General features: G+C 44.2%; 10 protein-coding genes. 6 read left to right on the top strand and 4 right to left on the bottom strand.

The features are described 5' to 3' along the window. Positions 1–71: 71 nt before the first annotated feature. A complete protein-coding gene (locus ACFSTG_RS02530) occupies positions 72–797 on the top strand; it encodes an SIMPL domain-containing protein (protein WP_380748133.1) in 726 nt (241 codons plus the stop codon). A 42-nt stretch (positions 798–839) separates the two neighbouring features. Here the strand turns inward: ACFSTG_RS02530 and ACFSTG_RS02525 are convergent, their stop codons facing one another. Next, complete coding sequence (locus ACFSTG_RS02525) at positions 840–986, bottom strand: hypothetical protein (RefSeq protein WP_380748132.1); 147 nt, start codon at positions 984–986, stop codon at positions 840–842. A gap of 223 nt (positions 987–1,209) precedes the next feature. Here ACFSTG_RS02525 and ACFSTG_RS02520 point away from each other — a divergent pair, with 223 nt between their 5' ends. Both ACFSTG_RS02520 and ACFSTG_RS02515 read left to right on the top strand, forming a co-directional pair. Then, positions 1,210–1,359, top strand: coding sequence for a DUF2071 domain-containing protein (locus ACFSTG_RS02520; protein WP_380748130.1), 150 nt, complete (start codon positions 1,210–1,212; stop codon positions 1,357–1,359). After that, positions 1,343–1,876: a DUF2071 domain-containing protein gene (locus ACFSTG_RS02515; RefSeq protein ID WP_380748129.1), complete on the top strand. Its 534-nt coding sequence runs from the start codon at positions 1,343–1,345 to the stop codon at positions 1,874–1,876. The genes ACFSTG_RS02520 and ACFSTG_RS02515 overlap by 17 nt, the downstream gene beginning before the upstream one ends. Here ACFSTG_RS02515 and ACFSTG_RS02510 read toward each other — a convergent pair whose 3' ends face one another. Both ACFSTG_RS02510 and bshC read right to left on the bottom strand, forming a co-directional pair. Continuing rightward, the gene (locus tag ACFSTG_RS02510; RefSeq protein ID WP_380748424.1) at positions 1,877–3,253 is read right to left on the bottom strand and encodes a pyridoxal phosphate-dependent decarboxylase family protein; all 1,377 of its coding nucleotides are present in this window, start codon (positions 3,251–3,253) and stop codon (positions 1,877–1,879) included. Between the two features lie 5 nt (positions 3,254–3,258). Next, a complete protein-coding gene (gene bshC / locus ACFSTG_RS02505; protein WP_380748127.1) occupies positions 3,259–4,875 on the bottom strand; it encodes a bacillithiol biosynthesis cysteine-adding enzyme BshC in 1,617 nt (538 codons plus the stop codon). Positions 4,876–4,992: 117 nt separating this feature from the next. Between bshC and ACFSTG_RS02500 the strand changes: the two genes are divergently transcribed. Genes ACFSTG_RS02500 through ACFSTG_RS02490 form a run of 3 tightly spaced genes read left to right on the top strand, consistent with a single transcriptional unit; the run spans position 4,993 to position 11,301 of the window. Further along, a complete protein-coding gene (locus ACFSTG_RS02500) occupies positions 4,993–7,473 on the top strand; it encodes a M14 family metallopeptidase (RefSeq protein WP_380748126.1) in 2,481 nt (826 codons plus the stop codon). 1 nt (position 7,474) lies between these two features. Continuing rightward, positions 7,475–8,428, top strand: a complete 954-nt coding sequence (locus ACFSTG_RS02495; RefSeq protein WP_380748125.1) for a calcium/sodium antiporter — start codon at positions 7,475–7,477, stop codon at positions 8,426–8,428. 38 nt (positions 8,429–8,466) lie between these two features. Beyond that, entirely contained in the window at positions 8,467–11,301 is a 2,835-nt protein-coding gene (locus ACFSTG_RS02490; RefSeq protein WP_380748123.1) for a M16 family metallopeptidase, read from the top strand. A 67-nt stretch (positions 11,302–11,368) separates the two neighbouring features. Here ACFSTG_RS02490 and ACFSTG_RS02485 read toward each other — a convergent pair whose 3' ends face one another. After that, a complete protein-coding gene (locus ACFSTG_RS02485; protein ID WP_380748121.1) occupies positions 11,369–14,587 on the bottom strand; it encodes a VPS10 domain-containing protein in 3,219 nt (1,072 codons plus the stop codon). Positions 14,588–14,788 lie beyond the last annotated feature (201 nt).

The raw sequence follows: 14,788 nt of genomic DNA, 5'->3' as shown, positions 1-14,788 counted from the left end.
ATTTGAGGTAAATTTATCCCTGCTCTCACTTATTTTATATCTTTAAGTAAATTCTCTTTCAATCCCGTCTTATGAAACATGTTGCTGCAATAGTTTTTTCGGTAGCCATTGTTCTGGCTGCTTATATCCTTGGCAGTTCCTATGTAAAGAGAGCAACCCCTCCGGGAGTTATCGCTGTTACGGGTTCCGGAAGTGAAGATTTCACCTCAGATCTTATTGTATGGGAAGGCACTTTTTCTCAAATGAATCTCGAATTGCAGACGGCTTATGACAGGCTTAATGAAGACAAGGAAACAGTAAGGGAATATTTGATCTCCAAGGGAATTGATGAAGGTAATTTCGTTTTTAACTCTGTTCAGACCCTTGAACAAAGTGAACCGCAGTACCAGAATGGGAATTATGTAGGAAATATCTTTAAAGGATATGAACTGCAGCAAACTGTTAAGATCGAATCAAAAGATGTTCCCCTGGTCGAACAGGTATCCCGTGAAATAACTGAACTTTTGCAAAAAGGGGTGCAGTTCAACTCTACTCCCCCACGGTATTATTATACAAAACTGGCCGACCTGAAAATTCAAATGATCTCTGCGGCAACAGAAGATGCAAGAATACGCGCTGAAAGGATCGCTGAGAACAGCGGTAGCGAACTTGGATCCCTTAGAAGTGCTGATCTGGGGGTCTTCCAGATCATTGGCCAGAACAGTGGGGAAGATTTTACCTGGGGCGGGGCATACAATACTGCCGATAAAAAGAAAACGGCTTCGGTAACTATGAGGCTGGAGTTTGAAATAGATTAGATCCCAAAGAATTAATCCTTCCTTCTTTTGCTGCACGATCGATCAGGCAGCCTTTTTGATCCTCTCCAGGGTTTTGGTTTCGCGGGCTATAAGTTGCCTGGTACTTCTAAGACTTTTCCTTGACCTTACCAATAAAACAATGGCGATCATACAGAGAAAAAAAGAGAGGACAAGCAAAAATATTTCCAAAGAAAGTTATTTAAATTACAACCTCTCAAATGTCGGTTAAAACCGACAAGAAGCAAAGTTTAATCGATGAAATACACAAATACTTATTAACATTTCGGCTTTATGAATTAATTAGCTTCCGGAAGGCGGCAAATTTATTAACATCAATTCCGGTTGCGATATAAAAACCCGCCCATAGAAACACCTTTAAACTGCGAATGGGGAAAACTGGCTTTTGCCAATTATGCGGGTACAGGATGAAATACTCGAAAAATATTTACCGGCACATACAAAGCCAGGTCATTTGAACGGGAATTGCTTTGTGAGCCTGGTAGGATTTCAGTTCAAAGATCTGGAAGCTGCGGATCAAAGTTCCTTTGTATTCAGATTTTGAAGAGATTAGTCTGCGGCTCTACGGGAAGCGATTTGACGGTGCAAAATGGAGGAAAGGTGTGGTTTCCATAGCAGAGATTGTTGATAAAGTAGCACTCAAGCTCCTCGCTAATACCGTTCTTTCCGAAGATTACCGGCTGCATACCACAAAACAGGAAATTAAAGAGAATGAAGCCGAACTTGACGTAAAGTATTCATGGCAGTTTGAGAATGAATGGCAACACCTGCAGGTAAAAACAAACAACATTCCTTCGCCTTATGATGAAAATACTGAAACAGCGTTCTTTCTCGACCGGCCATACGGGTACGGAAAAATAGATGAAAAGGAATCAAATGAAACTGAGGTCTCACATTCTTCCTGGCATACCAATAAGGTACACGAATATTCGATAGATGTTGATTTCTCCAGGCAATTCGACCCCGTTTTCAACATCCTGAACAACATGGTTCTTCATTCTGTGATCCTTGCCGAAGGCTCAACAGTAAAGATCCACAAGAGTCACCGCATCCCTTCCTGATCATTTCATGGTATCTAATATAAGATCGATATCTTCTTCGGTGGTTTCAGGATTGATAAAACAGAAGCGTGATATGGTTTCATCACCCTTTTTCCCTTTCCATTTTGTGGGGGTGACCAATGCCAATCCGCTCTTATGGTTTCGGTAGGTCCAGTCCCGGTATTGTTCGGCAGTCCATCCTTTTCTTCGGAACAGTACCACCGACAAGTTCGCCGGCCTCACCAATTCAAGGTTCTCTGCAGCCTCTATTTTTTTGGCGGCCAGTTGTGCCAGCTGAATTCCTCTTTCAATAGAATCCCGGTATTTATCGGTTCCATGCATGGCGAGCGAGAACCACAAAGGCATTCCACGCAACCTGCGGGTCAACTGTATCTGGTAATCTGCCGGATTGAAGCCCTGGGCTCCTTCATCCTTAAATATCTCCAGATAAGATCCTTTTTGGGAATGGGCCTCGGCAGCAAGTTCCATGTTCTTATAAATCACAGCCCCGCAATCATAGGGTGAAAAAAGCCATTTATGAGGATCTATGGTTATACTGTCAGCTTTCTCAATTCCGTTGAACAAGTGCCGTACAGAAGGTGCAGCCAATGCGCCTCCACCATATGCCGCATCTACGTGGAACCAAAGGTCTTCCTGCTCACAAACCTCAGCGATAGAATCAAGTTCATCGATGATCCCTGCATTGGTAGTACCACCTGTAGCCACTACCGCAAAAAGTCTTTTCCTGTCTTTCTCTTCAAGTTCATCTATTGCAGACCTCAACGCATGGCCCCTGAAGTTCTCATCAGGACAATCAACCATTACTATATCTGCATCCATCACCTTAGCCATGGCCTGGATGGAAGAATGGGCTCCATTGGAGGTAAGCAGTAAAGCCCTTACCCCTATATTGCCACTGTCTTTCTTTCTCCATGCTTCCCGCGCCGTCACCATAGCCGATAAATTAGCTGCGGTACCGCCACTGGTAAACACCCCAAAAGAATCTTTAGGCAATCCGGTCAGGGAAACCAGCCATTTCATCGCCTGGTTCTCACAGAAAATACCTCCGGCCCCTTCCATCCAGTATGCTCCATGTATACTTGAAGCCGAGGTCACCAGGTCAAACATAATAGCTGCACGGGTAGGTGCGGCAGGCACGAAGGCCAGGTGTCGGGGGTGATCTATAGGAACGGTAGCCTTCACCAGAATATCACGAAACATCTTGAAAGCTACCTCTCCTCCAATTCCCTTTGGAGTAACCGTTTCCCCTATCAATTCAAAAAGTTCTTCTTCTTTTTTGGGAGTGCCCAGCTCGGGGGTTACATTAGAGATACGGTCAATGGTATATTTCATCACATCCAGTGTCATTTCCACCAGATCAATATCTATTTTATGCATTTTATTCATACGGATAGAATATCAAATTTTAATTCCAGGGGTTTTAGATTTTCAATAAGCATAGGGATAAGATCTTCTCCATATTCCAAATAGAATTCTGAAAAATTATGGTGGCGCTCCTGCAGTCCGCCATTGGGGAAGAGTTCTGCCTGCAAGGAAGTAATCCTTGAAACTTCATCTTCAAGTTTCCTCTTTTGAGCCTTCAGAAGTCTCTTTTCCAGATTTTCGAGCCCTTTCAGCTGTTTAACTTCCTGGGCTTTCACAGCCCCAAGAAAGGACTTATCGGTTTTTTCTGCCAGCTCATACATCTCCTGGAATTGTTGTACCAAATGATCTTTTTGAATAGAAAAATCAATATCAATATTGGAGATCTTTCTTACTTTCCTGTTGATAAGTTCATGGGGCTTCAGGAACAGTTCGGGCAGGGAGATGCCGAGTTTTTGTCGTTTCAGGTCCTGCTTTTGAGTTTGAAGTAAGACAGAATTCCGCAGTAACAAGATAGGAAAAGGAACTTTTGATCGATCAAAATAATCTTTCAGCTCCAGCCAATAGGCCAGTTCCCCTCCACCTCCAATGTAGCATAGATTTGGGAGGATCACTTCCTGGTATAAGGGTCTCAAAAGTACATTTGGACTGAACTTTTCAGACTCATTATTCAAAAGGTCCAGCAATTCCTCCTTGCTCCAGGAAATATTCTGGTCATGAACGAAATATTTCCCGTCTTTTTCAATGATCCTTTCCCGTAAGCCTTTTTCCATATAGAAAAGGTTGATCTCACGGGGGTTCACCTGGATATCATATCCTGCTTTTTCCAGGGCTTCTGCCGTGGGAGTCACTTTTTGAAAAGAAGACTTTTCAAGCAATTCCTCCTTCATATAAGGCACAAAGAATTTCTTTAGCTCCCTGTTATTGGCGTCGAGAATCACGAGGCCGTATTTTTCAAAAAGACGGTTGGCCAGGTAACGGGTAGCATCGGCAAGGTTATCGTGTTCCAGATAAGCCTTTTCGAACCAGTCCTGCAGCTGCTTCGCGTTTTGACTGTTCCCTGTCTCTGCTGAAAAAAGGTCTAATATGTCCTGAAGTCCTTCCGTAGGTAGTTCTCCAACAGCGCCACCGTCATAATCGGAAGCGGGAGGGTTCCAGTTGAACTTTTTTCCGTGGAGATTAAAGAAACTGATTTCTTCAAAATCATGGTCCTCGGTCGCCATCCAGTAAACAGGAACAAAATTGTTCCCAGGATATTTTTCCTGCAATTCTTTGGCAAGATTGACAGCAGAAACGATCTTATATAAGAAATAAAGCGGACCCGTAAAGAGATTAAGCTGGTGACCTGTAGTGATAGTAAAGGTATTGTCGAGGGCCAGAAGATCAATATTTTTTTGGGTAGCTTCGGAAGAATTGATGCCCGAATATTGCCTTTTCAAGACCTCAACCAGGGTTTTTCTCACGTCGTTTCCTGAAGTTTCAAAAAAAGATCTTTTCTCAGCGATCTGCGCTTCAAAATTTTCGGCGGAAGGAAACCTGTTATAAAAAGGAGTTACCTCCTTTTTTTGGTTGAGATAATCGAGAATAAGGTTTGAAAAATAATTTGTCTCAGAATAGGAAATATAGTCACCAGACATAGAATTCTTTTGAAAATGTAAAGATACCGAACTTCTGTATTTTATTGAGGTATTTTAATTTAATTCCGGTGGGTATACTATCTTTACTCCCCTAATTTCGAAACTACAAACCTATACATGAGAAGATTAATCAGTCTTATTACGGCATTAACTTTTGCCGTGCAGCCCTTTTTTGCACAGCAGTCTCCCGCAGATTTTTTGGGTTATGAACCCGGTACTCAATTTACCCGTCACCATAAGGTGATGGATTATTTCACTCACGTGGCCCAAAATTCTCCGTTGGTCAACTTTCAAACTTATGGAGAGACCAACGAAGGCCGCCCCCTCTTCTATGTTGTCATTACTACGGAAGGAAACATGGCCAATCTCGAAGAGATAAGAAAAGATCATCTCAGGAATGCCGGGATCCTTCCCGGAAATGAGGAAAACAGCCAAAAGAAAGCGATCGTATGGCTTAGTTATAACGTTCATGGGAATGAAGCATCCAGCACCGAAGCATCCATGGTCACTTTATTTGAGCTCATCACAGAAAAAAAGGATTGGTTGGAAAACACAGTGGTGATCATGGACCCGACAGTTAACCCTGATGGGCGTGACCGTTATGTAAACTGGTACAAACAGGTGAAATCCACTCCTTATAATACATCCCCTTTGGCAGCCGAACACATGGAACCATGGCCAGGGGGAAGACCTAACCATTATCTTTTTGACCTCAATCGTGACTGGGCCTGGGCTACCCAGGTGGAGACCAGGCAGCGACTGGAAGCCTATAATCAATGGATGCCGCATATTCACGTAGATTTTCATGAGCAGGGAAGGAACGATCCTTATTATTTTGCGCCTGCGGCAGAACCCCTGCATGAGGTCATTACCCCTTTTCAAAGGGAATTCCAGACTGAGATTGGAAAGAATCACGCCCGTTACTTTGACGAGAAAGGCTGGTTATATTTTACCAAGGAAAGGTTTGACCTGCTGTACCCAAGTTATGGCGACACTTATCCTACTTATATGGGTGCCATTGGAATGACTTACGAACAGGCGGGACATGTGGGACTGGGAATTGAAACCACCGAAGGTTATGTTCTTACCCTTACAGACAGAGTTGCACACCATCATACCACCGGACTGTCAACCGTTGAGATCGCCTCCCAAAATGTTGACAGACTTACTTCTGAATTCGCGGCCTTCTTTAATAACCAGGATCAGGCGATCAAAAATTATGTTCTGAATGGTCATCCCGATAAGATATCTGCATTAAAAGAATTACTTGACCGTCATGAGATCTCTTACGGAATGGCTACCGGAAAGGTAAGAGGTTATGATCACATCGAAAAAAAGAACAGGAGTTTCGACGCTCCAGAGAATACCCTGGTGATCCCGACAGATCAGCCAAAAGGAAAAATGGTCAAGGTTCTCATGGAACCTTCGGCCAAACTTGTTGATTCCCTGACCTATGATATTACTGCCTGGAGCCTGCCTCACGCATATGGACTGGATGCTGTTTCCAGTACCAGAAGTGTTGCGACCACTGAACCTTCAGAAGCTAAAAAATTCACATACACTGCGACCCCAGAAGGTGCGGGTTACATCTCTGAGTGGAACAGTATGAAAGATGCGCGGTTCCTAAGCGCGCTTCTGCAGGAGGGGATTAAAGTTAGGTTCACCGAAACACCTCTGGAAACTGCAGAAAAAAAATTCGGCCGCGGGAGCCTGGTGATCACCAAGAGCGACAATCGCAACCTTGAAAATTTCGATTCAAAACTTATTGCCCTTGCCGAAAAACATGAGCGCGAGCTCACCCCGGCCACCTCAGGTTTCTCTACCACAGGTCCCGATCTTGGGTCCTCACAGGTAAAGATCATCAACAAACCCCGAATTGGGGTATTAAAAGGGGAAGGTACCTCCTCCCTGAACTATGGGGAAATCTGGTATTTTTTTGAGCAGGACCTTAACTATGCTGTCACTTCCATAGACACCGGTAATTTTGACAGGATCGACCTTTCAAAAATTGATGTGTTGGTATTACCTTCTGGGAATTACAGTAAATTATTCGATAAGGAGGGGCTGGAAGAGTTGACTCAATGGGTACGATCTGGAGGGAAAGTGATCGCTATTGGAAATGCGGTAAAAACCTTTGCCGGAAAGGAAGGTTTCCACCTGATAGAAAATGAACCTGAAAAGGACAGTATTCAAAAAGCAAATCTTACCCCATATGCCGAAAGGGAGCGGGAGGAGATTAAAAATCTCATCACAGGAAGTATCATTGAAACAAAACTAGATAATACCCATCCTCTGGCCTTTGGATATAATGACTCTTATTATAGTCTGAAGTTGAGCAGTGACAGTTACAGTCATCTGAAAGAAGGGTACAATGTGGCTTATCTTGAAGGAGAACCAAAGATCATCTCAGGTTTTGCAGGAAGCGAAGCCCGGGAAAAAATTAAAAGCAGCCTCACTTTTGGGGTGGAATCTATGGGAAGCGGAAGTTTTATTTATTTTGTAGACAATCCTTTATTCAGGGCATTCTGGGAAAACGGAAAATTATTCTTCGTGAATTCCCTGTTTTTTGTGAACAATAATAAGATAGATACCTATTAATATGCTTCTCAACATCATCTTATTACTTATCGGTTTTGTGGTCCTGATCTTTGGAGCTACAAAACTGGTTGACGCCGCTTCCAGCCTTGCCGCCCGGCTTGGAGTCCCAAGTATAGTAATTGGCCTTACCATCGTAGCCTTCGGGACTTCGGCACCCGAGCTGGTGGTGAATGTTTTTGCAGCCACTACGGGAAGTACAGAAATGGTGCTGGGGAATGTGCTTGGAAGTAACATTTTTAACGTGCTGGGCATCCTGGGGATCTCAGCAATTATTTATCCGCTAACGGTGAAAACCAATACCACCTGGCTAGAGATCCCGCTCAGCCTTCTGGCTGCGATTGCTGTATTCATAGTTGCTGCCGATGTTCTGTTGGATGGAACTGCTCCTAACATTATCACCCGGTCTGATGCCCTTACCCTGCTCCTTTTCTTTCTGATCTTTCTGGTCTACAACCTTATGGTCGCAAAAGGCAATACAGATGAGGAAATGATAAGTACAGAGAATTACACTGTTGGAAAAGCAGTTCTTTTCATTATTCTTGGCCTTGCCGGACTTATACTCGGGGGGCGCCTTATCGTGATCAATGCGGTAAATATTGCCGAGGTTATCGGTCTTTCAGAAAGGGTTATTGGCCTAACCGTAGTCTCAATTGGAACCTCCCTCCCCGAACTTGCCACTTCGATCATCGCAGTGCGAAAGAAGAATGTAGATATCGCCATAGGAAACGTAGTAGGTTCAAATATTTTCAACATTTTCCTCATTTTGGGAATTTCCGGAAGTATCATGCCTTTACACATTGCCGAGGCAACGTTTTTTGACATTTTAATCAATATCCTTGCAGGTTTCCTGCTGTTCATCTTCGTTTTTACGGGAAAAGGAAGGCAACTGGAACGCTGGGAAGGGATCGTACTGGTCACCTTATATGTGGCCTATCTTATCTACCTTCTCACTTAAACTGAAGTTTTACAAATTAATTTAAGTATCAAATATCAATGAAGACTATTCAAATAATCATTTACTCTTTTCTGCTGGTTTTCTCCGGTGGGAGCCTGGTTGCACAGGAAACACAGGGAGAACTTAAAGTTGAAATTGAAAGTTTTACTCTTGACAACGGCCTGAAAGTAATCTTTCACATAGACCGTTCAGACCCGGTTGTTGCAGTTGCCCTTACCAGCCATGTTGGATCGGCTCGTGAAAAGGAAGGCAGGACGGGTTTCGCTCATCTTTTTGAACATTTGTTGTTCCTGGAATCTGAGAATCTTGGGAAGGGCGGACTCGATAAATTAAGTGCCCGCATTGGAGGTTCCGGAGCCAACGGATCCACCAGTCGTGACCGAACCAATTACTTTCAAACCGTTCCAAAAGATGCCCTGGAAAAAATGATCTGGGCAGAGGCAGATAAACTGGGGTTCTTCATTAATACGGTAACAGAACCCGTTCTGGCGAAGGAAAAACAGGTGGTGAAGAATGAAAAAAGACAACGGGTAGACAACAGCCCTTATGGACATACCATGTATGTCTTAGACAGGAACCTGTATCCTGCAGACCATCCTTACAGCTGGCAGGTAATAGGTTCTCTTGAAGACCTTCAAAATGCCACTTTAGAAGATGTGAAAGAGTTCTACAATCGCTGGTATGTTCCCAATAATGTGGTGCTCACAATAGCCGGTGATTTTGACAAGGAGCAGGCAAAAGTGTGGGTGGATAAATACTTCGCAGAGATCAAAAAAGGGGATCCTATCCCCCAGATGGAAAAACGACCGGTTCAACTTTTTGAGACGAAAAAGCTCTATTATGAGGACAATTTCGCCAACCTGCCGGAATTAACCATCGCATGGCCATCTGTGCATTCATACCACGAAGATTCCTATGCCCTGGAAATTCTGGCTAATTATTTATCTCAAGGCAAGAATGCCCCATTTTACCAGTCCCTGGTCGAAGAAAAAAAACTTGCCCCCAGTGTGAGTATGTTTGATTACACATCAGAACTCGCGGGGCAATTCATGCTCCAGGTAAGGGCTTATGATGGAAAAGATCTGGATACCGTCCTGGCTGCCATCGAAGAAACCTTTGAAAAATTTGAGAAGGATGGGATTCCCGAAAAAGACCTCAAAAGGATCAAAGCAGGACAGGAAACCAGATTTTATAACGGACTTTCAAGTGTTCTAGGTAAAGGATTCCAGCTGGCACAGTACCAGATCTTCGCAAAAGATCCTGAAATGATCAATAAAGAAGTAGGTAAGATCATGGCCGTCGCCCCAGAGGATGTACTTATGGTTTACAAAAAGTATATCAAAGACAAAAATTATGTCGCTACCAGCTTTGTACCTAAGGGACAGGTGGAGCTCATCCTTGAGAATTCTGTTCAGGCAAAGGTAGAAGAGGAAGAAATAGTCATGGGGGCCGAACAGGAATTTGATCTTGATAAGGAAGTCACTTACCAAAGGACACCATCTGCCTTTGACCGAAGCGCAGAACCGCCCTATGGCGAACAGGCTAAGGTCAATGTTCCCAAGATCTGGGAAGAAGATTTGGAATCTGGTCTGGAAATTCTTGGAATAAACCATTCTGAAGTTCCACTGGTGCATTTCATTCTGGAGATCAAAGGCGGACTCTTAATGGAAGACCCTGAGAAACCCGGGGTTTCAAATCTACTGGCCAACCTTATGACCAAAGGTACTGCCACTAAGACCCCCGGGGAACTGGAAGAGGCGATCGAACTTTTGGGAGCAAATATTATAGTATTTGCGGGTGAGGAAAATATGATCCTTCGGGCAAGTACCCTGGCAAGAAATTATGAGGAAACCATGGAGCTGGTAAAAGAGATCCTTTTGGAGCCGCGCTGGGATGAAGCCGAGTTTGCCTTAAGCAAGCAACAGGTGCTGAGTATGCTCCAGCAGCAAAAAGCTTCTCCAAATAGTATTGCAGCCAATGAATTCCGGAAGATCATTTATGGAAAAGACCATATATTATCAAACAATAACCTCGGAAGTGAAGAGTCGGTTGAAAAAATAGAACTTCAGGACCTGAAAGATTATTACCACAATTTTCTCTCACCAAACCTGGCAGCTTTCTATGTGGTGGGCGATATTGAAAAGAATACGGCTGTGGCAGCTGTAAAGGATCTTGCATCTGCATGGCCCGTGAAGGATGTAAACCTTCCTGAGATCACTGTTCCCTCAGCCCCCGAAAAACCAGTAATTTACTTTTACGATGTCCCCGGGGCAAAACAGTCTGTTCTCAATATAGGCTATCCTGCGCTTGCCGAAACAGACGAAGATTTCTATAAGGCTACCGTAATGAATTACCGGCTTGGAGGCGGAAGTTTCGCTTCAAGGCTAACCCAGGAACTGCGTGAAGGTAAAGGTTACACTTACGGAATTCGCTCAGGTTTTACCGGGAGTACCCTTCCGGGACCTTTCACCATCTCCAGTGGGGTTCGAACGAATATCACTTATGAAGCTTTAGACCTGATAAAGCATATTCTCGAAACTTATGCTGAAGAGTTTACTGAAGAAGACCTGGAGGTTACCAAAGGTTTCATGATCAAAAGCAACGCCCGCAAGTTTGAAACACCTGCTTCCAAACTGGGGATGTTGCAGGATATTTACAACTATGACCGGGATAAGGATTTCGTCAAGCAACAGGAAGAAACAGTGCAGAATATCACAGTTTCTGAAATAAGGGAACTGGCAAGAAATTATGTTGATCCCGACAAGATGTACTACCTCGTGGTAGGTGATGCCGCCACTCAGCTTGACCGCCTGGAGCAGCTGGGATTTGGGACTCCCGTATTACTTAATGAAGAAGTCGCTGCAGAAAAATAAGGTTTACTTTGAAGTATATTTATAAAAAAAATGCCCGGTCAAAGCCGGGCATTTTTTATTGAATTGATCACAAACTGAACATCTTCACCTCCTTAAAAGGTGAAATCTCCACCTGCTCCATTTTTGACCGGTAAGCAGGCCATTCTTTTTTATAGAATGAATTCACTTGCTCCAGGGCCTCTTTGAGTTCTGTTTCTGCCTGTGAAATCAACTGATCTTCTGTACCGGTAATCCCGGCAGGGCGACTGCCCACATAAGAAGCAGCCAGGTTAAGCCGGTTCACCGCATTCATCTCACGGCTACGCACAATACCCTGCCTGTCATCTTCTTCTCCAAGAAACAACGCGATCTTCTCTTCAAGCTTTTTGATCATTTCCGTTGAAGCTTCGATCTCTTCTTTATACTTTTCTTTGTCTTCCTTCTTTAGACGTGACTTAAAATCTTCAGCTGTATTTTTGCTTTCCACCAGTTGTTTTACGGCATCTGCGGCAAGCTGCATTTTACTTTCCAGTTCTTTCTCTGCTGCATAGATCTCATTGATATCTGCTTCGGAAAGTTCAAGTCTTGGATCACTTTTTACAGTGATATCAGCAGTTGATTTCATGCCCGCATAGTCCATAACCAATTTATAGGTTCCGGGTTCTACGGTAACCCCTCCCGGCTCCCCGTTTTTTTCTGTTATTTTTCTGGAAGGTCTGTCAGCGCCTTTTTCATTAAGATACCAACGAACAGAATAGATCCCGGTAGAATCTGGTGTTTCTTCTTTAAGAGTTCTGATCAATCTTTCCCCGTCATAGATCTTCAGGGTAACAGAATCCTTTTTGACATCAGATTCTTCCTTTTCTGAACCCTCTTCTTTTTCTTCGGAAGTTTTTTTCTCCGCTTGTTTTTCAGGTTTAAAAAAGTACCTGATCTCCGCTCCCCTGCTCCTGTTTTCACCCTGGAAGGTAGCATCAGCCCCAAACCGAAGTCCCGTGGGTTGTTGTATGGAGGCGAGATAGGTCGTGGAAGGTGCTATGACCTCTAGTAAAGGTGCGGCGGCTTCAGATCTCATTTGCTGTTGCAGGTTTTCGTTCCCGGCCAGCATTCTTAGAGGAGAAATATCATCGAGGACCCAGAAAGAACGGCCAAAAGTCCCAATTACCAGGTCATGCTCCCTTGGATGGATCACCATGTCTTTCACAGGAACCGTAGGAAAGCCATTTTTCCATTTTTCCCAGTTCTTCCCGGCATCCAGGGATATATACAAACCGTCATCTGTTCCCAGGAACATCAGGTTGGGCTCTTTAGGATCTTCTATTATGGATTGAGCGAAGCCTAAAGCGTCATCCTTGCCAACAATTCGTTCCCAACTCTTACCATAATTTTTGGTGCGGTATACGTATGGTTCATAGTCGTAACGGCGGTAATTATTTGCCACCAGTAAAGCTTCTCCTTTGTTATGCGCAGAGGCTTTGATCTGTGCGATCCAGCTTCCGGCAGGCAAGCCTTTCAAATTTTTCGATACCTCATTCCATTCCCCGCCTCCATTACGGGTATAGAAAACTTTACCATCATCAGACCCTGTCCAGATCATTCCCTGTTCTACAGGACTTGGCTCAATGACCAGGATGGTGGTGTGGTTCTCGGCGCCGGTGGCATCCATAGTCAATCCCCCACTGTCCATTTGTTTTTGCTTTTCGGGATCATTGGTAGTGAGATCGGGAGAGATCACTTCCCAGGTGAGACCTTTATCTGTTGATCTGTGAACGAACTGGCTTCCGAAGTAAACCGTGCTGTTATCAAAGGGGTCTATATTGATCGCTGAATTCCAGTTGAACCTTAGCTCTACTTCAGGATCGGGATGGGTTGGCCGAACCAGGTAATTGTTCCCGGTTACCCAGTCATAACGGCTTACATAACCCTGCTGGCTCATGGTCCAGCCATATTGGCTATTATCCCTGTCGGGCACCACATCAAACCCATCTCCAAAAGAGATCTCCTGCCAATAGGAGTTCCTGATCCCCTGGGCTTTTAAAACGTATGCAGGTCCGCGCCAGCTGCCATTGTCCTGCATTCCTCCATACACATTATACGGGATCTCGTTATCTACAGATACATGATAGAACTGTCCTACGGGAAGATTTTCAACAAACCTCCAGGTCTTTCCACCGTCACGGGTAATATTTAATCCGCCATCGTTTCCATCCATCATAAAATCGGGATTTTGAGGGTGGATGTACCATGCATGATGGTCGGGATGGATCCCGTTGGAAACCCCGTACGCAGGCATGAGTTCCTTGAAGCTTTTTCCTCCGTCTTCAGAAACATTCACATATGTGAAAATGCTGTAGACCCGGTTTTCATTATTGGGTGCCACATATATTTCAGCGTAATAAAAAGGACGATTTCCTATTTCATCCATATCATCGTTCACCATGGTCCAATTCTCTCCTCCATCGTCAGACCTGTACAAAGCATTCTTTTTGGCTTCCACATAGGCATACACCCTATCTGGATCACTGGCGGCAATTGCCAGCCCCATTCTTCCCAGGTCTCCTTCAGGAAGACCCTTATCTGAGGTGATCTCTTTCCAGGTGTCTCCTCCGTCGTAAGTTATGTAGAGACCTGATCCCGGACCTCCGGAATGGAAGAACCAGGGATCTCTTTTGTGCTCCCACATGGCGGCGATAAGTTTGTTTGGATTGGATGGGTCCATCACCAGCTCGGCAATTCCGCTTCGGTTATTCGTGAAAAGTATTTTTTCCCATGATTTTCCCCCATCACGTGTTCTGTAAAGGCCTCTTTCAGAATGTTCCCCCCAGGGAGAGCCTATAGCCCCTACATAAACCGTGTTTGGATCTGTGGGATCAATGACTACACGGTGAATATGACGGGTATTTTCCAGCCCCATACTCTTCCAGGTCTTTCCGCCGTCAAGAGATTTGTACACTCCATAGCCTCCGTTAAGGCTGTTACGTGGATTACCTTCTCCGGTACCCACCCACACTACGGAAGGATTGGACTGCTGAATGGCAACTGCACCAATCGAGGCAGTGGGTTGATCATCAAAAACAGGTTTCCAGGTCACTCCACCCGAAGTAGATTTCCACAATCCACCCGAAGCAGAACCTGCATAAATGATATCAGGGTTGGAGGTTACCGCATCAATTGCAGTGATCCTTCCGCTCATTCCTGCAGGACCAATATTACGGGGTTCCATATTTTTTAGGAGGGACATATCAAGCTTCTGCCCCAGAAGCATACATGGTATTATAAAAAATACCAGAAGAAGAGTTCTTTTCATAATTGCAGATTAAGTTTAGGATTGCCCAAGTTAATAAAATGCACAAACATTTTAGGCTCACCCCTGCTTCTTCTGCCAAATGTGAACCATAAAAGATCCCTAACTATTTCAGAATAATAACCTGCAGCGGGATTCGGTTTCGTAACATTCTCATAATGTTTAAATGATAATGAAATAATTGTGAGTTAACCCTGTAGTTAC

Source organism: Salinimicrobium flavum (genome assembly GCF_042684505.1).
Lineage (GTDB): Bacteria > Bacteroidota > Bacteroidia > Flavobacteriales > Flavobacteriaceae > Salinimicrobium > Salinimicrobium flavum.
Note: the sequence above shows the minus strand (reverse complement) of the source record. Positions and strands in the feature narration are given on the sequence as shown.

Coding starts and splice junctions, on each gene's coding strand:
- ACFSTG_RS02510 (WP_380748424.1), bottom strand. CDS start 3,253: ATGCATAAAATAGATATTGATCTGGTGGAAATGACACTGGATGTGATG.
- ACFSTG_RS02500 (WP_380748126.1), top strand. CDS start 4,993: ATGAGAAGATTAATCAGTCTTATTACGGCATTAACTTTTGCCGTGCAG.
- ACFSTG_RS02485 (WP_380748121.1), bottom strand. CDS start 14,587: ATGAAAAGAACTCTTCTTCTGGTATTTTTTATAATACCATGTATGCTT.
- bshC (WP_380748127.1), bottom strand. CDS start 4,875: ATGTCTGGTGACTATATTTCCTATTCTGAGACAAATTATTTTTCAAAC.
- ACFSTG_RS02520 (WP_380748130.1), top strand. CDS start 1,210: ATGCGGGTACAGGATGAAATACTCGAAAAATATTTACCGGCACATACA.
- ACFSTG_RS02495 (WP_380748125.1), top strand. CDS start 7,475: ATGCTTCTCAACATCATCTTATTACTTATCGGTTTTGTGGTCCTGATC.
- ACFSTG_RS02530 (WP_380748133.1), top strand. CDS start 72: ATGAAACATGTTGCTGCAATAGTTTTTTCGGTAGCCATTGTTCTGGCT.
- ACFSTG_RS02490 (WP_380748123.1), top strand. CDS start 8,467: ATGAAGACTATTCAAATAATCATTTACTCTTTTCTGCTGGTTTTCTCC.